The sequence below is a fragment of the Pandoraea pnomenusa genome (genome assembly GCF_040391475.1).
Lineage (GTDB): Bacteria > Pseudomonadota > Gammaproteobacteria > Burkholderiales > Burkholderiaceae > Pandoraea > Pandoraea pnomenusa_C.
The window spans coordinates 46,766-66,258 of the sequence record NZ_JBEBXS010000009.1 but is presented as its reverse complement, the minus strand read 5'-3'; the positions used below and the strand labels follow the sequence as shown (position 1 = coordinate 66,258).

The 19,493-nt window shown below is 60.5% G+C and carries 25 protein-coding genes; all 25 read right to left on the bottom strand.

Translation table 11 applies throughout. From position 1 onward, the window contains the following. Positions 1–4 precede the first annotated feature (4 nt). On the bottom strand, positions 5–1,432 hold the full coding sequence (locus tag ABWO90_RS11765) for a DNA circularization protein (RefSeq protein WP_353191414.1): 1,428 nt from the start codon (positions 1,430–1,432) through the stop codon (positions 5–7). Between the two features lie 162 nt (positions 1,433–1,594). Beyond that, positions 1,595–2,155, bottom strand: a complete 561-nt coding sequence (locus ABWO90_RS11760; RefSeq protein WP_353191413.1) for a phage tail assembly protein — start codon at positions 2,153–2,155, stop codon at positions 1,595–1,597. Positions 2,156–2,157: 2 nt separating this feature from the next. Continuing rightward, positions 2,158–2,532: a phage tail tube protein gene (locus ABWO90_RS11755; RefSeq protein WP_353191412.1), complete on the bottom strand. Its 375-nt coding sequence runs from the start codon at positions 2,530–2,532 to the stop codon at positions 2,158–2,160. Between the two features lie 54 nt (positions 2,533–2,586). Next, complete coding sequence (locus tag ABWO90_RS11750; protein ID WP_353191411.1) at positions 2,587–4,080, bottom strand: phage tail sheath subtilisin-like domain-containing protein; 1,494 nt, start codon at positions 4,078–4,080, stop codon at positions 2,587–2,589. Beyond that, positions 4,077–4,265 (bottom strand): DUF2635 domain-containing protein, encoded by a 189-nt coding sequence (locus ABWO90_RS11745; protein WP_353191410.1) that lies wholly within the window; start codon positions 4,263–4,265, stop codon positions 4,077–4,079. The genes ABWO90_RS11750 and ABWO90_RS11745 overlap by 4 nt, the downstream gene beginning before the upstream one ends. Positions 4,266–4,273: 8 nt before the next feature. Next, entirely contained in the window at positions 4,274–4,879 is a 606-nt protein-coding gene (locus ABWO90_RS11740; RefSeq protein ID WP_353191409.1) for a hypothetical protein, read from the bottom strand. Further along, positions 4,872–5,216 (bottom strand): head-tail joining protein, encoded by a 345-nt coding sequence (locus ABWO90_RS11735; protein ID WP_353191408.1) that lies wholly within the window; start codon positions 5,214–5,216, stop codon positions 4,872–4,874. The genes ABWO90_RS11740 and ABWO90_RS11735 overlap by 8 nt, the downstream gene beginning before the upstream one ends. A 3-nt stretch (positions 5,217–5,219) precedes the next feature. Then, the gene (locus tag ABWO90_RS11730) at positions 5,220–5,492 is read right to left on the bottom strand and encodes a hypothetical protein (RefSeq protein ID WP_353191407.1); all 273 of its coding nucleotides are present in this window, start codon (positions 5,490–5,492) and stop codon (positions 5,220–5,222) included. Continuing rightward, complete coding sequence (locus tag ABWO90_RS11725; protein ID WP_353191406.1) at positions 5,464–6,510, bottom strand: major capsid protein; 1,047 nt, start codon at positions 6,508–6,510, stop codon at positions 5,464–5,466. Before ABWO90_RS11725 ends, ABWO90_RS11730 begins: the two co-directional genes overlap by 29 nt. A gap of 75 nt (positions 6,511–6,585) precedes the next feature. Further along, complete coding sequence (locus ABWO90_RS11720; RefSeq protein WP_353191405.1) at positions 6,586–6,999, bottom strand: head decoration protein; 414 nt, start codon at positions 6,997–6,999, stop codon at positions 6,586–6,588. A gap of 26 nt (positions 7,000–7,025) precedes the next feature. After that, positions 7,026–7,640, bottom strand: coding sequence for a hypothetical protein (locus ABWO90_RS11715; protein ID WP_353191404.1), 615 nt, complete (start codon positions 7,638–7,640; stop codon positions 7,026–7,028). A 24-nt stretch (positions 7,641–7,664) separates the two neighbouring features. Next, positions 7,665–8,552 carry a S49 family peptidase gene (locus ABWO90_RS11710; RefSeq protein ID WP_353191403.1) on the bottom strand — a complete coding sequence of 296 codons (888 nt, stop codon included), beginning with the start codon at positions 8,550–8,552 and terminating at the stop codon, positions 7,665–7,667. Then, a complete protein-coding gene (locus tag ABWO90_RS11705) occupies positions 8,549–10,198 on the bottom strand; it encodes a phage portal protein (protein ID WP_353191402.1) in 1,650 nt (549 codons plus the stop codon). The genes ABWO90_RS11710 and ABWO90_RS11705 overlap by 4 nt, the downstream gene beginning before the upstream one ends. Continuing rightward, positions 10,199–10,435, bottom strand: a complete 237-nt coding sequence (gene gpW, locus ABWO90_RS11700) for a gpW family head-tail joining protein (protein ID WP_353191401.1) — start codon at positions 10,433–10,435, stop codon at positions 10,199–10,201. A gap of 56 nt (positions 10,436–10,491) precedes the next feature. Beyond that, positions 10,492–12,510, bottom strand: a complete 2,019-nt coding sequence (locus tag ABWO90_RS11695) for a phage terminase large subunit family protein (protein ID WP_353191400.1) — start codon at positions 12,508–12,510, stop codon at positions 10,492–10,494. Then, positions 12,485–13,063, bottom strand: a complete 579-nt coding sequence (locus ABWO90_RS11690; protein WP_353191399.1) for a hypothetical protein — start codon at positions 13,061–13,063, stop codon at positions 12,485–12,487. Before ABWO90_RS11690 ends, ABWO90_RS11695 begins: the two co-directional genes overlap by 26 nt. Positions 13,064–13,192: 129 nt before the next feature. Then, positions 13,193–13,882, bottom strand: a complete 690-nt coding sequence (locus ABWO90_RS11685) for a hypothetical protein (RefSeq protein ID WP_353191398.1) — start codon at positions 13,880–13,882, stop codon at positions 13,193–13,195. A 142-nt stretch (positions 13,883–14,024) separates the two neighbouring features. After that, positions 14,025–14,363 (bottom strand): hypothetical protein, encoded by a 339-nt coding sequence (locus ABWO90_RS11680; protein ID WP_353191397.1) that lies wholly within the window; start codon positions 14,361–14,363, stop codon positions 14,025–14,027. Then, entirely contained in the window at positions 14,360–14,866 is a 507-nt protein-coding gene (locus ABWO90_RS11675) for a hypothetical protein (RefSeq protein WP_353191396.1), read from the bottom strand. The genes ABWO90_RS11680 and ABWO90_RS11675 overlap by 4 nt, the downstream gene beginning before the upstream one ends. A 73-nt stretch (positions 14,867–14,939) precedes the next feature. Next, positions 14,940–15,338: a Ref family recombination enhancement nuclease gene (locus ABWO90_RS11670; protein ID WP_353191395.1), complete on the bottom strand. Its 399-nt coding sequence runs from the start codon at positions 15,336–15,338 to the stop codon at positions 14,940–14,942. Further along, a complete protein-coding gene (locus ABWO90_RS11665; RefSeq protein ID WP_353191394.1) occupies positions 15,335–15,652 on the bottom strand; it encodes a hypothetical protein in 318 nt (105 codons plus the stop codon). The genes ABWO90_RS11670 and ABWO90_RS11665 overlap by 4 nt, the downstream gene beginning before the upstream one ends. Then, on the bottom strand, positions 15,649–16,131 hold the full coding sequence (locus ABWO90_RS11660; protein ID WP_353191393.1) for a DUF1064 domain-containing protein: 483 nt from the start codon (positions 16,129–16,131) through the stop codon (positions 15,649–15,651). The genes ABWO90_RS11665 and ABWO90_RS11660 overlap by 4 nt, the downstream gene beginning before the upstream one ends. A 175-nt stretch (positions 16,132–16,306) precedes the next feature. After that, complete coding sequence (gene dnaB, locus ABWO90_RS11655; RefSeq protein WP_353191392.1) at positions 16,307–17,680, bottom strand: replicative DNA helicase; 1,374 nt, start codon at positions 17,678–17,680, stop codon at positions 16,307–16,309. After that, a complete protein-coding gene (locus ABWO90_RS11650) occupies positions 17,677–18,750 on the bottom strand; it encodes a replication protein (RefSeq protein ID WP_353191391.1) in 1,074 nt (357 codons plus the stop codon). Before ABWO90_RS11650 ends, dnaB begins: the two co-directional genes overlap by 4 nt. After that, positions 18,747–19,406 (bottom strand): phage antirepressor KilAC domain-containing protein, encoded by a 660-nt coding sequence (locus ABWO90_RS11645; protein WP_353191390.1) that lies wholly within the window; start codon positions 19,404–19,406, stop codon positions 18,747–18,749. The genes ABWO90_RS11650 and ABWO90_RS11645 overlap by 4 nt, the downstream gene beginning before the upstream one ends. Between the last annotated feature and the right edge of the window lie 87 nt (positions 19,407–19,493).

Below are 19,493 nucleotides of genomic sequence, written 5' to 3'. Positions count from 1 at the left end.
ACAATTAGCTTGTTAAGGCGCGGAATGACGCGGGACAAAAAGCCGGATGAACCGGACCGATCTGCGCGACGAGCTCATCGGCGCGCGTCGCATCCCGGTACAGCCGATTGGCCAGAGCGAGTGCGGGCAATCCACCGGGCAACTGGTAAGTCCTAATGGCTGCGAGGGCGCCGCCCCGTTGATTCAGGTCCGCGATGACAGCCGCGCGCAGCGAGCGCAATGCTTCATATGCCCCATCCTCGCCCTGATCGCCCGCCACACCAATCTCCGAATCGATCAATGCTATGACTCGATCTCGCATGCTCACTGCGTCGTCACTGGACGACGGCAAGTAGGTGGCTGACGCTCGAGCCACAGACGCAATTGCCGAGCGGCGAAACAGGTCACCGCAAGCGGATTGCATCGTGGCCATGGACGCACCAACGGTGGAATCGGTTGTCTGTTCGCTGGGCGTAAACTGCGCCAACGTCGACAGCAAGCGCACGCTATCCGTAGGATCTGTTGTCGCAGAAAGCACCGACGCCGTAACAGCCTGCGCGGCATTCGTGAACGTTGCAATGCTCGTTGCATCGAGGCCAGCGGCAGCAACACCTAGCGCCGCGGACGCAGTAGTCACCGCCTCCCGGTTGCTCGTGGCGCTCGCAACAAGACCGGCTTGGTTCACTGACGCCGGCGCATTGCTCGCGCCTGCATATCGACTGAACGAAGGTGTCGTCGAGCTACCGAGGAATCGCCCGAAGTCCCCGGGAAGATTCGTCAATAGCTTGAACAAATTCCTCGCATCAGATACAGCACTCATCGCCGTGTTGTACCAACCCAATGCGGTACTGACGGCCTGCCCCACTACTGCAGCCCCTTCTGCCAGGATACTGAGAGCCCGGGATGCAAAAGCCGAAGCCGCGCTCAGATCTAGAAGGCTGGCCGCCTTAGTCACCTCGGAGGTGGTTTCCGTAGTGCTCGTCGGATAGACGCGAGGACCGCCTTCGATGAAGACGAACTGGAATTCAAAATACCGGCCGCGTTCCCACCGCTCAACGCTATGAAAATCGACCAAGCTGACCGTGCGACGGCCAAGTGACGGATGAACCAGATCGCCGTCTCCCGCCATCTCACATGCCGCGATTAGCAGATCGCGTTGCGCAATGACATCGTCTCCCACGACGAATCCGAACATGCGGAACTGCCGGATACCGCGTCCGAGATCCTCAACCCAAGGGACATCGCGCTGCGGATATACGTGAACTTGCTTGCGTCGTCCGAACGCGTTGTCACTTCCAAGCGATATGAACGGTACGTCACGAAATGAAGCGCGCCTCAACTGCTTGAAGTACGAGGTGGACGTGCCGCCCAGTCGCGCAGCGAGCGAACTCGCAAGGTTGGCAATACCGGAGGCCGCGCCGATTACGCTGCCAGCGCCGCCGACAATATCCATATCAACCTCCTGAAAGCTTCCTGATGCGCTTTGCGTGTTCTAGCCAGCGCAACGACTCGGAAATGGTCATTTGATCCGTCGCGTCTGGCCCCCACCCCATGAAGTGGGTCAGCTCAGAGAGACGCTCATCCCATGTCTCTGAGAAAACGACGGATCTGGCGATCAGTCGTCCGAGTCCGGTGACCGCCGAACCTGAAAACCGTTGAAATATCCGGCTGCAGCCAAGAAATCGCGGGCACACATGGCGCGTACCGCGATCTTCGGGACGCCTGCGACCATCGAGATCATGGCGACCAAGGCGGCAAAGGGACCGCCGGCGGCGGCAGCCTTTCGATGCTGCTGGTTGGTAGGCTCGCACAAGGCGAGCGAAGCGACGTTCACCGGACTTTCTTCCGCCGTGATCTTGATCGGCCTGATCAGTTGGAGCACATGCTCGTCTTCGCTGCGGACATCGGTCAGGAACGCGCCTTCGCCGAACGAACCGATGAAGTTCTCAGCCTCATCGATCTGGCTTCGGAACATTCGGTCGATCACATCGACAGGAACGCCGCTCAGTAGCCCGATCAGCGATATCGTCGTTCCGTACACCCCCGCAGCCTTCTCCGCAGCCTCGTATTCGCCCGCCGTTGCTTCACGCAGCTTGAGTTCGGTCACCGTGACTGCGTCATCGCCTTGCCCGTATGTCAGCGGCTTGCGAAGCTTGATTGTCTTCGTTTCGCTCATGCTCACTGCTCCGTGACAGCGCCCTGAAGGCCTTCGAACTTCGCGTCAAACTTCGCTTCGGTGGTGTCCACCTCTTGCGCTTCGACGGTCCACATGTTTCGACCGATGACGGTCTTGCCGTTGGCGAGCTCAAGCACCAACGTCACAGACCGCATTGCATTGATTTTCGCAAGGTCGAGTCCACCAGAGTCGCGGATCGACATGCTGATCGACGGCGCCTTCGGTTTCTCACTGAAGCCGTGCACAGTGTCCTGTCCCGCGAGGGACTCGCGCGTCACCTTTCCGAGGTCGTACTTGAGCTGCCCCTCCAGCTGGTAGTTCGTACCGTCGATGGTGGTGTAAGCGGTACCTGCGATGAAGCCGTTGCTGTTGGCCATCGTTTGGCTCTCCACAAAAAAAGCAGCCGCGCACTCAGGCGCGGCGAGATTCGGTTACGACTGGGACGTCGACAGACGGAACTGGGCCAGCAACGCGAAGATGCGCAACTGGTTGATGAGCGTTCCAGGCCACAACACGTCCACGCGGTTCGGGTTAGATGCGTTTTGCTCGACGATCAACGCCTCGGCGAAGATCTCGCTGCCTTGCACGTACCCCTCCCATTCCATCGCCTGATACTCAGCGATTTGGTCCGCCTTAATGATGTTCGGAGTGACGATGGCGGAGCCAGGGGCAAGGCGCGTTCCGTTCGCCGCCAACTTCACCCGCGCGTACTTCGAAGTCACCATCGTGCGCAGCCGGCGCAGGATGTAAGCTAGCAGGAACATCGTCTCGATTTCCAGATAGCTGTTGTCCGGCTGGCCGAAGGCGTTCGTTTGGTACGTCGTGATCAGGTTTTCGATCGCCACAGTTCCGTCGCTCGCGACGGTGAACGTCGAGATGCCGTCATACAGAAGCGTGTTCCGCTGGCTCAGGTTGAATCGGGACTGAAGCGGAGGCGCAAGCACACCGTTCAACGCGACCGTCTGCATCGGGATTCCCGGGTCGGCGCGCACGCTAACCGCCGTAACCGCCGCCAGCGCCGCAGCCCATTGCCAGGGCGGAGTGGGCGAATCGTAGAAACCCATCACGGATTCATGCTGGTTGTTCCGAGCGGTGCCGAACGTCGTCAAGCCGGCCCAGGTGCTTCGATACGCGCAGAATACGTGCCCATAAACCTGCTGCTCCCAACTCCACCGGCCGGTCGAGTCGTTCAGGAACGCCTTGAGCGCGTCCAGCGACGTGGTATCCGTGAATGCACATGCGATGAAGTCGAACGGCATATCCATCAGATTGCCGAGAGCCGTCGTCAACGACGGGTTCGTCACACCACCAGACATCGCAGTGATAGTCGCTGCCAGGCCAGTCGGAAGAACCTCGCCGTTCGTCGCACCCTGGTAGTTGAAGCGGATATCGATGTCGTTTCCGACGAGCCCCTTGTTCACAGCGGTAAGCGTTACGGTGCCATTGGCCGAAGTTGCAACCACGGGCATCGACGTGATCAGGTTGATAGCCCCGGCAACAGCGGATGCCACCTGCGCGACAGTCATGCCCGCAGTTACGATCGTGGTCACCAATTGACCAGCGATGTAAGTCGAGATCGCGCCATTCGCGGTCGGTGCGGCAGTGAATTCGATCGAACCCGTCGCCGCGAGCGCGCCGGCGGCGTCCGCCACCGGGAGATACCACACCTCACCGAACGAATCGTTGGCGCGATAGGCCGCCGTCATCAGCGCCAGCACCGAATTGGCGCCGGCTTGTGTATTCGCGTCACCGGTACCAGCCGAAATCAACGGCACGTTCGGCGTGGCCGTTCCGGCCGAGGTGATTGGGCCAATCAGTAGCGCGCGCTGATTCGCAGTCGCGCTGTTGGCGTGCGAGTTGTCGATTTCCGCATAGAACATCGGAACCCGGAGGTTCTGCGGAACCTGCTTGAACGGTACCATCATTTCGTATCACCCCCCGTCTTCTTGGCGCCAACCGAGGCGATTTCTTCCACACAAACGACGTCGCCATCATTGAGCGCGCGGGTCCAGAAGATGTCGTCGTCAGGCACCGCGATGCCAGCGTCGTCCAGCAGTTGCTTGGTAACCGGATGCCGCACTTTGAGGCCCGGCGCAGGTTTGACGATCATCGCCACTCCTATGATTGAAATTGAACCGAGACCTCGCCCTCGGCGCGGCCGTCAGGACCCTGTGTGCGAGGCGCAGGCGTCACCGCTCCCGGGAACGGAGGATCTGGATAAGTGCCGTTTGGATCAGCAACGTTGATGAGATCTGCAGTGAGATCGATGCCCTCAAGCGTGTTGTTCACGTCAGGGACGAAGGTCTCGAAGAACTCCACGCCGAGAACGATATGCAAGCCACCGATATGTGCCTCGCCGTCCGCACTCACGTGCGTATCCGTTTCCATGGACGGAAAGTCCTGCGCCAAGAGGCGAAGCACCGTACTCTTGAAAATCGCCTCTTCGATCTGGGCGCCATAGCTCTCGAGCGACAAAAGCACCTTTGGACCTGATGTCTCACTCACCTCGACCAAGATCTCGAAGTAGCTGACGGTCGTGAATGACGTTTGGCCGTTGCGCCCGTTGGACTCCTTCTTGTCCTTACCCTGGCGTACCTTGATGGCGGGTAAGTTCTTTGCTGCCACCGTCCAGTCGCCGGGCGACTGCAATCGCACGCCCGGTATCAACGCCAGCACCGAAATCAATGCGGCACGAAACTCGGCCCGAGCGGTTGGTTCAGACATCGGTTTGTCCTGGTACGTTTAGCATCAACCGCACGGCACCATGCCCGTCAGGCAACGCCTCGCGAACCTCCCACTGTTCACCGGACTTGATGATCATCAGCAGGTCGCCCTGTTGCGGATCGTCATGCCCGTTGAACTGCGAGAGTTGAATGCCGACGGTCGGCTGAGTGGTGAGCACGGGCGAACCGGTGTCCGGATCGAGGCTGAGAAAGGCCTTGTCGTAGATCCCGCGAACAGGGAACGACGTGCCGTCGGCCGCCGTATAGGTGATGTCGGTGCCAAATTTCTCTGCAAGCGGACCGAGGATCTTGGCGTCAACGACGTCGTCCCAGTCCATTGGCTACTCCGACTTCGTCACCGAGACCTGGCCGCTGGAAATTTGCGGAACCTCAGTCTCGAATTCGTCGGCCTTCTCCGGCTGCAGGAACCCGAGGGCACGCAAGCGCGCCACCTCGGATTCCGGCAACTTCACCTTCTCGCCCGCCTTCTTGATGACGGGCTCTTCGCCAGCCTTCTGCTGGTCGTGAATGGAACGACCGCGCGCGACGATAGCCTCGATGAGTTTTTCGGTAGCCATAATCACCTCACGCGACGGTTGCAGCGACTGCCGCATTGACGCGACTCGGGATGATCAGCGGGGCCGATTGCATCATCAGGAAACGCTGTGCCGGGTCTTCCTTCAGCCACGTCTTCGGAGCAAACGGCATGGAGGCGTAGTTGAACTGCGGGTCCTCGATCATGCCGAACGCGCGCGTACCGTCCAGATCCGGGCCGGACATGATCAGCGCCCCATCCGGCAACATCGGCTGCTCGACATTGCTATCGTCGACGTACCAGTCGTTGTAGAGCCAGAGATCGAACTGACCCCACTTGCCTTTGTGAACACCCCCTCGCTCGTTGCGTGCGCCGAGGTCGATCGCATTGCCGAACGAAGCGAGAGCCGGATAGAACTGCGCCCCCTTGAGGACCGGATCCAACTTGAAGCCGTTCCATGCCTTCGGTGTGAAGATGATGTCGGTCACATTCGCACCCGACGCCTTCAGGATCGCCTGCTGCCAGGTCTCGATGTTCGTCGTGGGCGACGCCGTACCTGCCGTGATGTTTGCGGCCGTCCACTGAGCGCCGCCCGTCAGGGCAATGGTGAGCGATCCGTCTCGGCCGAAATCGATCGACGTCGTCGGAAAGCCATCGCCCGAGACAGTCAGCGTACCGGTCAGCAGCACTTGTGCCGCCATCCACTCGAGGCGCCGGGTCAGCATGTCGATCTGGTCGTTCAGTTCGAACTCCAGATTCATCTGCTCACGCAACTCGGGCGTGAGATCGCCGCCGATGCGCTCGCCGATCATGCGGCGAACCGGCTTGCGCAGATCCGGAGCGCGCTTGTCCTTGATATACGGCGGCTTGAACGTGTTCGTCTGGAAACGACGGCTTTCGACCAGCTTGCCTTCGACCAGAGGCGAACAGAACGGCGACATGCGACGCTTGCCAACATCCACGTCGATCGACACGAACTCACTGTCGGACGTGACCATGTTGCGGAAGAACTTGTCGAGCAGGAAGCTCTGGGCCGTCTTCAGGTTTTGTACGACCTGAATCAGGGTATTGGTGTCGTAGACGAGATTTCCGGGCATTGCTCTCTCCGAGTTTGTGGCCCAAATGAAAAAACCCCGTCCGTGGTCGGGGCTTTCGCATCAGTTCAGTTGTCGTTAGCTCGGGTCAGCCGCCGAGACCGAAGATTTGAGGTGGACGCCGAGCGGCCGCAGAGCATCCTGAGCGGCCGTCAACGTAATTCCGGCGCCGAGCGTCACCGCGTTGCTATTGAACTCGCCTTCGAGGAAAACGCCCGCGAGCACGTCCGCAGCGCTGCCGTCGGCGTTGTCAGCCAGAATCGCGGTCGGCGTCTGGCTACCGTCCGAGGATGCCGACAGCGCGATCGTGTACTTGCCGCTGGCCGTGATCTTGCCGAGCACCGTGCCGCGCACAAACGGACCGCCCGTGAGCGTCACATTGCGTGTCACGATCTGCTTCGGGCCGGCGATCAGTTGATCGGGCACGAAAGTCTGTGCCGTGATACTGGGGACCTGCGTGTTTTCCCCAACCTGGGTAACAGTCAAAGTCATCGTTTATCTCCGTGATTGGGGAGGGTTTACTGTTCGCCGCGGCGCTGCTTGCCCGCCGCGAGGATCTTTTCTGCCAGCGTAGGTTCTGCAGCTGCCGGAGCACTCGCACCCGGATTTGCCGGACGTGCGTAAGCCATGCGTTCATCGAGCGAAAGCCCACGCATCTTGGCGCCGGGCTCGCCTCGGTCTTGAGCTCCCATGCGAAGTGCATTGATGGCTTGCGACGCAGTCATCGAGGTGTCGAAGGCAAACGCACACGCCTGCTTGGCTGCGCCAAGTTTGAGGCCTTCAGCGACGATCGCAGCGCATCGCACGCGCTCGCGTTGACGGGCGCCCTTCGCACGGCCAGCGCGCCTGCCGTCTTCCTTGTCGTCCTTCTCGTCCTCTTCTGCATCAGCATCGTCGTCATCGCCTTCCGCACGACGCGCGTCTTCGCGCCGCTCATCCTCTTCGGCCTTGCTAGCAGCCTCGTCTTCCTTATCCTTCTCTTCCATCCGCTTGGCATAGTCCTCGTCGGACTCGCCATCATGCTGTTTGCGGTCCTCGTCCTCCTCCGCACGAGCGGCGGCAGCTGACGGGATGCCGAGGAAATGGGCGAACGGCATTGCCGACGCCAGCTTCGAGAGCTTCGGGTTCTTCATGTGCTTCATCCTGTAATGATGGTTCTAGGCCTTGGTGATCTCGGCCATCAAGGCCCGAAACGCGGCATCAGGCGCCGCCACTTCGTCCGCGAGTCCGAGAGCGACACCCTTGTCGCCCATGAACGTTGCGGCCTGCGTATCTCGAACCGTGGCGGCTGAGATATTCCGATTGCGGGCGACCGTTTCGCAAAACAGTTCACCCATGGTGTCGATGTCAGTCTGGAAGCGCTTAAGCGCTTCCGGCGACAGCGGGAGTTCAGAGTGACCATCGGCTTTGAAGTCGCCGTACGTGATGAACGTCACTTTCACGCCGGCGGCCGACAATGCCTGTGAGAGATCAACGTGTGCGCAGATGACGCCGATGCTTCCCACACCGCCAGTCCGCGGAACAATCAGCCGGTCCGCAGCGCTCGCGATCGCGTATGCCGCGCTATACGCCGACTCGTTGAGGATTGACCAAATCGGCTTCGTGCCTCGCGCTGCGTAGATCGTGTCCACCAGATCAAAGCAACCCGCGACCTCACCGCCAGGTGAGTCGATATCTAGGACGATCGCCTCAACCTTCGGGTCGCAGAGCGCTGCGAACAGGTTCTGGCGAATGCCGTCGTATCCGGACATGCCCGAATATGGGCGTAGAGAGCCGAGCTTCTGCACCAGCGTGCCCTGCACTTCGATGACCGCAACGCCTCCGACGTTGTCATACCCGGCGCGCGCAGTGCGCCCCGGCTCCGCAAAGCCGTACTCGTCGTCGTCCATGGCCACCGGCACGATTGCCGTTCCGTCAAGACCGACCATCTGGCTTACGCCCAACCGATCTGCCAGCGCGGCCACGACAATCTCAGCCTTTCGAGGGTGAATCGCGACTGGCGTGTTGAACAGCCGCTGCGCCAGTCGCGGGAGAAGGTTGTTCATTGGGCTTTCGGCTCCTGAGTGACCTCCTCCGCGCCGACGCCCTTGAGCGTTGACGGCAGAGGAATACCCCGTTTCTTGTAGTACGCGACCTCGATCGCACGCTGATCGACGTTGTCGCGCCAATCGTTGCCCGACAACTGCGCAGACTCGTCTTCGAGTGTGGAAAGGCCCGACTCGATGCCCAGCGCCGCGCCCTGTCGTTCCTTGAGCGGATCAACGTACCCGCGCCCAGGGCCGATCCACCACGCACGCGTGTAAGCGGCGCGGCCGGAGACGAAGTCCGGTGCGCCGGCAGGCAGAGGCAGTTCGTCCACCTCCATTGATTCCTCGGTAAAGGCGCACAAAATCGGTTGCCCGAAGCCACGCCCGAAATCGCTGCGGCGCCGATCGAACGTCTTCCACGCCTCGAGCGCTGCCGCACGGTAAGAGCTGTAGTTCACGTCAGCCCAGTTCTGGGAGATCTGCTGGGCAGACATTCCCGTCCCGGCAGCGACGTTGCGCAGCATTGCGTTCTCGAATTCAGCAAAATTGCCTGCAGGCCGCGAAGCCGAAACCGTATTGATGCTTTCGCCCGGGAACAGAATAGGCAGACGAGCGCCGCCTAGACGAAGCTCATTCTTATCGTGAAACTCGGCGCGGGCGTCCTGATACCCGTTGAGCGCTTCTTCCTCTCCGTCCCCCAGCGCATCACCGACTAACTGCTTGTCGAACGGACTTGTGACGTATGCGCCGAAGATGGCATTGATGATCGCGGCGTCGAGTTCGGTACCGTCGTACTTGATCAGCATCTTGAGACGCTGGAGTACCGGCGTGAGGATGCCGGCACCGCCGCGGTGCTGGCTCGCGCGGTCGAAATCGTAGTCATGGACCACGATGGGGCGGCCCCACTCCGTTTCGGCGGCGATCCGCTCCCAAGACACCTGCTTGTTTCCGCTAAACCAGTCGCCCTGATGCGCCTTTCGAATGTGATACCAAGTCGCTGCGCCGAACTCGTCAATCTCGACACCACCGCGCATGGTGTTTTGGTCGAAGTTTTGCTGCGGATTCGAAAGTCGGTCGGGGTCGATAAGCTGCAAAACAGTTGCGTAGCGAGCGCCGCGCGGTAAGCGCTCCGGCATCCACTGAAGAATGCCCAGCGCGTCACCATCGACAACCTTGTGCCGGAACGCGAGCCGCATCATCTGCGGGATCGTGAGCTTCCGCTGAGCGTCGCAGAAATGAAGCGGGTCCTCGGACCACGTCCGCCAGCCTGCCTCCAATGCGCGCCCGTACTCGTCCGCCCAGACGTGGTCAAACGTCTTCAGGCCAGTCTGAGCCTGCAGCGCACGCCAGTCCGGTTTGCAAATCGGGCGAAAGTCCGCGCCGATGACGTTGTCGATGGTCCGCGTAACAGCGGCCGACGCCCACCCGTCATTGCGCACCAGGTCACGCACACGCGAGACGATGCGATCCCGGTAGGGGTTGAGCTCACCGTCGGGCGACCAAAGGAACGGCTGCCAGTCACGCATGTGCTGGCCGGACATGTCCGCCGCGTCATACGCCGACCTGCCCCCGTAACCACTGCTCCCATTCAGGGCGAGCGCACGCCCCTTGGGCGATGGCAACGGTTTGCCGTCTGCGCCAAGGATCTGTACGTTCGATTCCATTTATCGCCTGGTGAATGTGAGTCTGTGGGCACGTCGCGGAGATGCAACGATGCCGAGTTGCGCTTGCATGAGCTGAATCGCCGCCGCGAGGTCTGCGAGATTCGCTCGTGTGTATGTCACCGCGCGTGTGCCATCGCCCTGCGTATACGAGTAGGACTCACCCTGAGATCCAGTCGAAAGAGCTAGGTATGCCGCCTGAGCAGTAGCCAGCGCCGCCTGCAGCGCGGCTGTATCCATGCCCGCAAGCAGACTCTGTGATGGGTCGAATCGGCGCAAGGCGCACTCCAGTGGCGTCAACCGGCAAGGCGCCGTAGACGTGATTTTTTCGCAGGCGCGTCCTGCTTGATTACCGGACCATCCGGCCGCGCCGGACGAACGGCGTCGATATCCACGATGACGGGCTCGGGTGCGGGCGGTTCGACAAGCTGGGTCGGATCCGCTGCAACCATTTCCACGCGGCGATTCAGCTTCAGCCCCATGTGCATCAGGCCGCAAAGCGCCGCGTATCCGTACACCCGGATATCCAGCGCCTCGTTGGCGCGCCCCTTGGGAAGCTCCCATACTCGGAACTTCTGGCCGTTGGCGATCTTGGTGACGGAACGCTCGGCGATAAGCTGCGCGAAATAGTTGATGTCCCGGTCGGACGGGAAGTGCATGTAACCGGCAGGGTAAATGACGGCACCGCCGTCCCCCGTCTCCGGTTCGCGTCGAAGCCGGTCGCGGATGACATCCTTTGCCGAGTTCACCCCAACGATCACGGGCCGAAATGAAGCCTTGGTTCGCGAAGATGGGCGCTTTGTCGGCCACACCGGCGAGCGAGCGCCGCCTCTTGCGGATTCCCCCTTGACCGCCCAGATGCGACGGCCAAGTCTCGCCTTTGCGAACTCGTAAACCTTTTGCGTGTGGTGACCACCAGAGTCGATGCAGGCGGCCATTACCTCAAAACCTCGCCCGTCAGCGCGCCTCCAGATGCGTTTCAGATATGCATCAACGCGCGCCCATAGTTCTGCGCTTTCTGGGTCGCCCTCAAATACGGCGTGATCAATTGACCAACTTTCCTCATTCCGCCCCCAGCCAATTGTTTCCAATTCGACGCGATCATCCTGGACATCACCACCAACGGTGACGACCCCCACACCGTCCTGTACCTCTGCCGACCAAACCTCCGTACGGGCCGCGAGGCGTGCTTCGCTCAAGGCGCGGTCTCCCCGGTCCTCGTAAGGCTCACCGAGCACGAGATTGATGAACGTCTGACGGGCGAGCGGATCGTCCTTCACCCGCAGCCATTCAGCCACGAGGTTTGACCAGCACGCGTTCGGAAACAGGCTGTAGCCTGCCCAGATATGAAATCCTGCGTGCCCCTTGAATGGCTTAGTCGCACGCCACTCTCCGCCGGCCACCATGTCGGCCTTATCGACCTCATGGATGATGCAACCGTTGTGGCGGCACACGTAATAGACGGTGTCGGGCAGGCCATTGCCTTGCTCGTCCTTGTCCCACTTCATGCCGTGAGGAGTGTCAGGACCGCCCCACTCAAGCACCTGATGCTCACCGCAATGCGGACACTTGACGAAGAAATAGCGCTGGTCGCTCTCGCCGAAGCTCTTCTCAATGCGGCTGTATCCCTTCACTGTCGGGGTCGATCCCAGCACGATCTTCCGATTCCAGAACGTCTCTGAGCGCTTGGTACCGAGTGCGATCTGATCGCCTTCGTTCCCCGCGCCGTCCACTGGATAGGCGTCGACCTCATCGAACATCACCACACGTGACGTGATCCGCCGAAAGCCCGCCGGGCTGTTGGCGCCCACGAGCGTCAGGCTCGATCCGTTGCGGAACGTCTTCGCCAGAATCGTCTGGTCGCTGTTCTTCGCCTTCTGGTCGCCAGCGATGGATGCAAGGACCGGAGTGTCGCGCAGCATCGGCGCGATTTCAGTCTTGGAATAGCTCTCCGCGTCCTCTACGCGGGGCTGCACGACCAGTATCGGCGAAGGGTCCTGATGGATGAAATAGCCCACCGCATGGTCCATCAGCTTGGTGTAGCCGACGCGCGCCGACTTCATCACGCTGATCTTCTCGACCGCCGGATCGGTCACCGCATCGAGCATTCCCCGCTGGTAGCCGAAAGCACGAAAGCGCCCCGTTTGGGCACTCGTCTCGCGCGACAACACTGCATAGCGTTCCGCCCACTGACTCAGTGTTAGCTTCGGAGGTGGCAGTAGATTCTCGCGACGTGCAGCGACCAGACCTGCATAAAGCGCGTCATGGCCGAGGGCGTATCTACGCGTGTCATGTTGGGTTGCCAGCTCCGTCACGGGTCAGCTCTTCGAGTGCTTCGGTGATGATCTCCTGCAACATGTCCTGCAGTTCTGCGGGCGTCTTGCATCGATGGAGGCGCGGAGCCTGCTCCGCAGGAATCGACAACAGGCGGGTTCTGACTTTGGCGTATTCGGAGCCGACGGCCTTCGCGACCTCGGCGACGTCCACAACTTGGCCGGAATCCCGGTCGTATTCGAGTTGGGCTTTGAGCCCCAGATAGTTCTCTTTGAAGCAGCGAGCCGCGTCGAAGTCGAGCAGCTCGACGTTGCCGCTTAGGATTCGTTCCGCGCCGGCATCGGCGCTTTCGCCAGAGCCGAGCGGTGCGTCAGTCGCTGCCTCGGTAACAGATTTGCGCTTGTTACCCTGCGCGCGCTGGGTAACAGATTGGGTAACAGCCGGAATCCCATCGCGGCGATACTTTTTCAGCAGCGCATTCGAGGCGTCGACATCAACCTCATCGCCCGAAAACACAAGCCAGCCGCGCTCCTTCCACTTCGTGACAGTCTTGCGACTGACGCTGTGGAGTTCAGCGAATGCGCTTTGTTTCATGGCGGAGGTTGTTACCCTGTTACCCAAATTTCAAACTTTTATGCCTAGACGAATATCGCGCGTGCGCAGTGCCCGCGTGGCCGGAAGGGCGGGAGGGACCCGCTCCGCTCGGGCCGGGAGCCCTCCACCTCAGTCGAGACGGGCAGTGGCAATGGCCGCCGCCATCGATCTTTCAAACTCGGCCTCGAACGTCTCATCGACGACTTCGAAAGCTCGCTCGCCGAACTCGAGCCGGCGCCTCACCGGCTTGGCATCGCCAAATCGAATGAGAAGTTTAAGATGGTCTGTCTTGTTCGCGCCGCGCATTGCAACGCCACGCTTGCGGAGATCGGCCCCACGCTTCGACGATGCCGGCCGTTGCCACACGCCGCCGATCGATTGCCCTGCTTTGGTCTTGACGGTCCCAATGAATACATCGGGGCGACCTGAAAGACGTCGCAATGTGGTACGGCTCAAGTTGCCGTACTGGTTGAGAAGCGCGCTGTCCTTGGGGTTTAACCACGTCCGGCCGGAGCCGACGAGCTTATGATTGCCGCCGAACTCATATGGCGCGAGGTACGAAGCAGCAATGTCCTTGATGTAGACGAGCGCTTCGAGGTTGGTTTTTCTCGCTCGCTTCACCGCAACGGCGTTGACAGTGAACGGCGTTGGCCGATCGAACACTTCGGGCAACGCCTTGCGTTCTGCTGCATTGACGTTCCCCGCGACCGCGTTGAGCGCCTGTGCAGTCGCGAACGGCAACTGCTTCGTTTCCAATTTGGACAGAGACTTCGAGATTTTGGCTAGGTCTTTCGACACGCTCACCGAGAATCCGACCATGAAGCCTCCCGCTGTGCAGATGTTCTCCACGTCTGCCCAACTGAGAAAAGCAAAAAGCCCGCTCAGTGGCGGGCTTTCATTTTCGCTGGACGAGCGAGGCTTGCGAAGAATAATAGGCTAACTAAACGCGATCGGCAAGCCCCTACCGAGAAATTTTTTCGGTCATGCGCGAAAGCCACACCGTGGTCATCGCGCGAAAGACGTCTCGGACCACGGCCGACGGACGTTCTTCCTCATTGACCCCGCTTCGGTCTTCACTCAATGCATCCATGCCAGCCTGCACCATCCCAGTTTCCATGCACGGTTCCGCCCTCCATCCGGATATGATTCCGAACTTCAGGTACTCGGCGGCTTGGCGAGCCGAGGCGCTGTCGGGGAAGCCGGTGGCAAAAGCAACCTGCACACCATCGCGGGTCACAGAACATTCCCAGACCTCATCAGCACCGGCATAGCTACCTCGCACAACTTCGCTCAGATTCATGCGCTCACCCGAATTTCCAATAGTTGACGCGACACTAGCATAGGCAGAAGCGCTACCTTCGCTGCCTGGTAGGTTTCATGCTGTTCGCCTGCACGACCACTTCGCCACACCTGTGCGCCGCACTCCTTATTGCGCATGCTCACCGAGATCGCTGCACGTTGCTCGATCGGCAGTTCGTCAACGCACAGTTGCACCTGCTCAGCGACACGATCGTCCGCCCACTGGTATCCATCGTTCTCGTCATCGCCGCCCCGCGGCGTGGCATAGGCACGACACGTCGTGTCAGTGGGGCGATAGAAGTGCGCCAGCGTTTCGGCGTGAGACTGGCGAATCTGCCAGCGATACCAATCCCGCAGTAATTCCTCTATCTGCTCCGACTGATCTCTGGTCATTTCGTATCCCCGCCCTTGTAGAAATTGCAACGCCGCATGTTGTTTGCCCCAGGTTGCGATCGCCCCTGCACGCAATACTCCAGCCCCCAAACCTTCGCCCTGAATCTGCATTCCTCACACCCCTTCTCCGCGCCAATCTCGCTCACCTCGACGCCCTTCCGTGTCTCGGCCGCCCTCACCTTCATCAGGCCACCTCCGGCGCAATCGCCGCGAAGAGCCGATGAGCCATCTCACAACGCGTTTGCTCCAGTAACTGCTCTTCCGTGCCATACCGCCGCTGGAACTCGGCGGGCCCCGCATGAAACGCGACCCCGTAGCCGCCGATGCGATGATGAAGCGGGCACAGCGGGATGGTGTTCGTATGCCCCGACCGCTGGGCACCACCAGCCAGGAAGCGGACATGGTGCACTTCCGCTGGGCTTTCGCCGAAGCCAAGATTGCGGCACACGATGCAGGAGAGCCCGGCAACAATCCCCATGTGCTCACGCTCGGCCTTCTTTGCTCGTGGACGGCTGGACTTTTTGAAAGCAGACCGTTTGAGCGGCGCGCCGCGCTGCATCTGCGACTTTCTCGCCAAGCTCATCGCAATTCCTCACAGAGTTGTTGGTGGGATCGAGCGTATTGGTCATACGTATGCATAGGCTTCCAAGTCGGACGGTACGGGCCCGTCGCCTTTGTCGGTACGCACGTGTAGTCAGGGCTGCGCGCCGCTCGTTTGGTCATCGCGAGGCGAAATCGACGCTTCTCGTTGATCGTGTCCATATCGAGCAGCCCCTCTCCGACCATTAACAGACAAGCCTCTCGCGTTTCACGGTTGGTGTGACCAGCCAATGCAGTAAGCGTCTCGACGCAGTACCAGATCCCCCGATCCATCGATTCCAGAATGTCGCGCTTCATTTGATCTCCACGATGCTTAGCCCCTTCAGCGCCATCAGGTGACGCTTGATTCGGTACTCGGGCGTTATGACGCCCTTCACGTCTTCGATGACTGTCACATTCGCGCGCTCGTACACGAAGTCAGCGACATAGCGCAGGGGGGGCACCTTCCTGCCGTCGATTACGACACCGGCCGCAAGCACGTACACCACCTGCCGCTCAAGGTCGTTGATCTCGCCCGCTGACTGCATCGCCTGCAGCTGCGTCCAGCGTCTCGCTTCCGCGCGGCTGTCGAACTTGATCCCATCAACTTCACACTTACGATTGCTGTACTTGCTCCGCTTCGGCTCGACCATCGTCGCAAGCGTCTTTTCCAATGGCACCGGTGCGGTCATAGCAAGCGCTGCCGACGTGGCGCCGATCTGCTCGCGAATGCGCGCGGTGCCCACACGGCCATCACTCGCGGCGTGTTCAGGAAACGTCAGCCCCTTGCGACTCACTTGCTCTTCCTCCGTAGGTGTTCGATGTACGCCCGCAACTCCTTCTCCTGCCGCTCAGCAACCTCGTCACCGCAGCGCCGCCGGACGGCCGCGACGAACGCTCGTGCCACATTGCCGTGACCTGACAGCGCCGCCCTCGCCGCTTCCTCGAAGCGCCGCCTGCACTCGGTCTGCGTCAAAACGTCGCCCTGCTCTTCGGTTGATCACCCTCCTCCCGTCGACCGAACGACACGCCGGCATCTAACGAGGTGAAACGCTGAAATTCACCTTGAAAGCCAAGCGCGACGTGCCCCAGCGGGCCATTACGCTGCTTTCCGATGATTATTTCGCAGATGCCGCGATCGGGCGAATCGGGGTAATAAACCTCGTCTCGATACAGGAATAGGATCGTGTCTGCGTCCTGCTCGATCTCACCCGAGTCGCGCAAGTCCGACATCACCGGCCGCTTGTTGGGACGCGTCTCAAGGCCGCGATTGAGCTGTGCAAGCGCGATGATCGGCACACTCAATTCCTTCGCAAGGGCCTTCAGGCCTCGCGAGTAGCTGCCGATTTCCTGTGTGCGGTTGTCCCCTTGCCCACCCGACATCAGTCCGAGGTAATCGACCACGATCAGCCCCAACCCGTGGCGGCGTTTGATTCCGCGCGCCTTGCTGCGGATGTCGAGGAGCGAAAGCGCCGGCTGGTCGTCGAAATACAGCGACAGGTTCTCGATTCGAGAAATACCAGCAGGAAGCTGCCCCCACTCGAGGTCGGTCAAGCGTTTCGGCTCGATCAAGTGGCCGTAATTGACACCGGCGTGCCGCGCCATCATTCGGGCATGCAGCTGCTCGGAAGGCATCTCCATAGACAGGAACAACGTGGGCTTGCTCTCCGCGACGTTTGACGCCACGTTCAGCGAGAATGCCGTCTTACCCATGGACGGGCGTGCCGCAACGATAATCAGGTCGCCGTCCTTGAGGCCGCCCGAGATCTTGTCGTCGAGCGCGTCGTAACCGGTTCGAGCCGGAGCTATCTCGCCATCAAGGCGACGCTCCATTCCCACGAGGAAGTGGGACAAGCCCTCCGAAGCCAACACCGGTGCGGATGCGGCGCGACCTTCAGCGAGGCGCTCGATTTCCGCTTGCGCACGGTCAACGAGCTCGACAGCGGCGGCACCATTCGGATTCAGCGCCATTGCCTGCAGCCTCGATCCGGTAGCACTCAGCGCGCGGCGGGTGCTCCGGTCGATGACGATGCCGGCATAGCGCGCAATGTTGGCGCTGCTCGGCGTATTGGCGGCCAAGTCGTTCAGATACTTGAGCCCCCCCGCATACTCGCCCTTGCCGACCGATTGCAGCCGTTCATTTACCGTGACAATGTCCGCGGGCTCGTTGGCGGCGAGCATTTCAGCGATGACTTTGAAAATCAGCGCGTGGTCGCCACGGAAGAAGTGCGACGGCTTGAGGTCGGTAATGCTATCGATCGCCTGGTTGTCGATCAGAAGCGCACCTAGCACCGACTGCTCGGATTCGGTCGCTTCGACGATGTGTCGCAGATCGTTGTCGCTCATCGTTTGTCTGCCTTGTTATGCTGGCCACCGGTCACGTTGCTGAACCCCTTGAAGCTGATCAGCCAGTCGAAACCCGCGTTGGGGGGCACATCAACGTTCGCTGCAACCCACGGGAAATAGCGCTTCCACATGTCTGGGTCATTGCGCTTCACCACACCGAAAGCCACGAACGCGCGGATCGCTCCTGCCCGCTCTTCGACGAAGATCCCTTCATCAACCTTGCCGACTTGCTCCCCGAGCGCCTCGTTGTAGGCCCGGATCACGGCCACTTCGGCATCGCTGTATGCGTTCTGGATCTCGTCCATCCAACCACCTGCGTTCAGCCAGGAAGCCGGATGCGGGATGAACTGCGGATTCGCCCACTGCCCCGAGGTCTTGGCCCGCCCCAGACCTGCCATCAGGTCGTTGTAGAGCTGCTCGTCGGGGTTCAGCTTGGCGAAGGCCTTCTCCGCAGCCTTCTTCGATTTCTTCTTCGGATACCCAGCCCAAAAAATCTCAAAGCGTTCGCGAAGCGAGCGCGAAAGAGTGTCTTTTGAGGTTGTCTTTTGGTTATGTGTTTTGGGGATGTCTTTTGTAGGGGGTGATTCCCCCCCTGTTCCGGGGGATATCCCCCCCTCATTCCGGGGTGATTCCCCCCCTGAAGCGGGGTGAATCCCCCCCTCAAACCCCGGTTTGTTTACCAACTTTCGTGCGTCCGGCAAGATCCACGTGCTGTGGCGCTTGTTCACGCTGTATGAATGGGCGTACCGGCCATCCGTGCGGGTGATGATGTTCATCTCGACCAGTTGCCTGATCGTGCGACGAACGTCAGAAGCATCGATTCCGGTCTCGTCTTCGAATTGAGTGCGTGCAATGTCGTCCGCAAGCTTGTTGAAACCGTAGGTCTGCCCCATTACCACGTCCAGAACGCAACGCTGGTAGGCCGTCAGACGGGCCCACGTAATCGCGCGCCGCAACTCGTTGGCAATACGCATATAGCCATCCTCAAGTTGAGGGGCGCGGATTTCCGGGAACTGGATTACCTGGGCGCCTAACTCGGCTTCCTGGTACTCCGGTTGAGCTGCCGTCATGCGACTGCGGCCTCCTTGCCGTATTTGCGCTGCAGGAAGACCTGCCCCTTGCCCGTTACTAGGGTCTTGAACGTGAGATGTGCCGCCCCGTCCGAATCTCGCCAAACGCCCTCGATCACACGGAAATAGCCGCGGTCGATATAGGTCTGGTACGGGCGGTTACCTTCCATCAGCAGATGGTCGGCGCGAAGCATGCGGAAAAATACGTTCTGGCCGTACCCCAGCACCCGGGCCAGATCGCCGACGGCAATGGCGTCAGCGGTGTTGCGCACGGCGTGGGCAAATTCGACAGCCGGCCGCTGCTGCTCGAGCAGCTCAGCCTGATTGGCGGCCAGGCGAAGCGCTTCGGCGAACGAACGTGGTACCTGCGGAGCAGACATCTGGGCCTCGAGCTCCTGCCAACGGTCGACGAGACGCGCGGTGAACGCCGGACAGAGTTGAGCGACAACCACATAGCTGTCGCGCTCATTCACTCGATATTCGGTACTCGGGCGGCCACCAGTGGACTTTTCCGCCACTGACGTAAAAGCGATTAAGCCCTTTTCCGCGAGCCGCTCGATCGAGAGCTTTACCGTGTCATGTCGAGACTCAACCAGATCCGCGATTTCGCGGCTCGACATCGTCAACTCTGCGTCGCGGCGGATGAGATCGTTCACTGGAGGTTCCTCAGTGTTCGCACGGCATCTCGCCGTTGGATAAGCGCCTAGCACCGCAGCAGATGCACATGTTTGCCAGCGGAGTCC

Excerpts from the sequence above, each read along its gene's own strand:
- ABWO90_RS11765 (WP_353191414.1), bottom strand. The coding sequence starts at position 1,432 with ATGGATATTGTCGGCGGCGCTGGCAGCGTAATCGGCGCGGCCTCCGGT.
- ABWO90_RS11760 (WP_353191413.1), bottom strand. The coding sequence starts at position 2,155 with ATGAGCGAAACGAAGACAATCAAGCTTCGCAAGCCGCTGACATACGGG.
- ABWO90_RS11755 (WP_353191412.1), bottom strand. The coding sequence starts at position 2,532 with ATGGCCAACAGCAACGGCTTCATCGCAGGTACCGCTTACACCACCATC.
- ABWO90_RS11750 (WP_353191411.1), bottom strand. The coding sequence starts at position 4,080 with ATGATGGTACCGTTCAAGCAGGTTCCGCAGAACCTCCGGGTTCCGATG.
- ABWO90_RS11745 (WP_353191410.1), bottom strand. The coding sequence starts at position 4,265 with ATGATCGTCAAACCTGCGCCGGGCCTCAAAGTGCGGCATCCGGTTACC.
- ABWO90_RS11740 (WP_353191409.1), bottom strand. The coding sequence starts at position 4,879 with ATGTCTGAACCAACCGCTCGGGCCGAGTTTCGTGCCGCATTGATTTCG.
- ABWO90_RS11735 (WP_353191408.1), bottom strand. The coding sequence starts at position 5,216 with ATGGACTGGGACGACGTCGTTGACGCCAAGATCCTCGGTCCGCTTGCA.
- ABWO90_RS11730 (WP_353191407.1), bottom strand. The coding sequence starts at position 5,492 with ATGCGGCAGTCGCTGCAACCGTCGCGTGAGGTGATTATGGCTACCGAA.
- ABWO90_RS11725 (WP_353191406.1), bottom strand. The coding sequence starts at position 6,510 with ATGCCCGGAAATCTCGTCTACGACACCAATACCCTGATTCAGGTCGTA.
- ABWO90_RS11720 (WP_353191405.1), bottom strand. The coding sequence starts at position 6,999 with ATGACTTTGACTGTTACCCAGGTTGGGGAAAACACGCAGGTCCCCAGT.
- ABWO90_RS11715 (WP_353191404.1), bottom strand. The coding sequence starts at position 7,640 with ATGAAGAACCCGAAGCTCTCGAAGCTGGCGTCGGCAATGCCGTTCGCC.
- ABWO90_RS11710 (WP_353191403.1), bottom strand. The coding sequence starts at position 8,552 with ATGAACAACCTTCTCCCGCGACTGGCGCAGCGGCTGTTCAACACGCCA.
- ABWO90_RS11705 (WP_353191402.1), bottom strand. The coding sequence starts at position 10,198 with ATGGAATCGAACGTACAGATCCTTGGCGCAGACGGCAAACCGTTGCCA.
- gpW (WP_353191401.1), bottom strand. The coding sequence starts at position 10,435 with ATGGATACAGCCGCGCTGCAGGCGGCGCTGGCTACTGCTCAGGCGGCA.
- ABWO90_RS11690 (WP_353191399.1), bottom strand. The coding sequence starts at position 13,063 with ATGAAACAAAGCGCATTCGCTGAACTCCACAGCGTCAGTCGCAAGACT.
- ABWO90_RS11685 (WP_353191398.1), bottom strand. The coding sequence starts at position 13,882 with ATGGTCGGATTCTCGGTGAGCGTGTCGAAAGACCTAGCCAAAATCTCG.
- ABWO90_RS11680 (WP_353191397.1), bottom strand. The coding sequence starts at position 14,363 with ATGAATCTGAGCGAAGTTGTGCGAGGTAGCTATGCCGGTGCTGATGAG.
- ABWO90_RS11675 (WP_353191396.1), bottom strand. The coding sequence starts at position 14,866 with ATGCAGATTCAGGGCGAAGGTTTGGGGGCTGGAGTATTGCGTGCAGGG.
- ABWO90_RS11670 (WP_353191395.1), bottom strand. The coding sequence starts at position 15,338 with ATGAGCTTGGCGAGAAAGTCGCAGATGCAGCGCGGCGCGCCGCTCAAA.
- ABWO90_RS11665 (WP_353191394.1), bottom strand. The coding sequence starts at position 15,652 with ATGAAGCGCGACATTCTGGAATCGATGGATCGGGGGATCTGGTACTGC.
- dnaB (WP_353191392.1), bottom strand. The coding sequence starts at position 17,680 with ATGAGCGACAACGATCTGCGACACATCGTCGAAGCGACCGAATCCGAG.
- ABWO90_RS11650 (WP_353191391.1), bottom strand. The coding sequence starts at position 18,750 with ATGACGGCAGCTCAACCGGAGTACCAGGAAGCCGAGTTAGGCGCCCAG.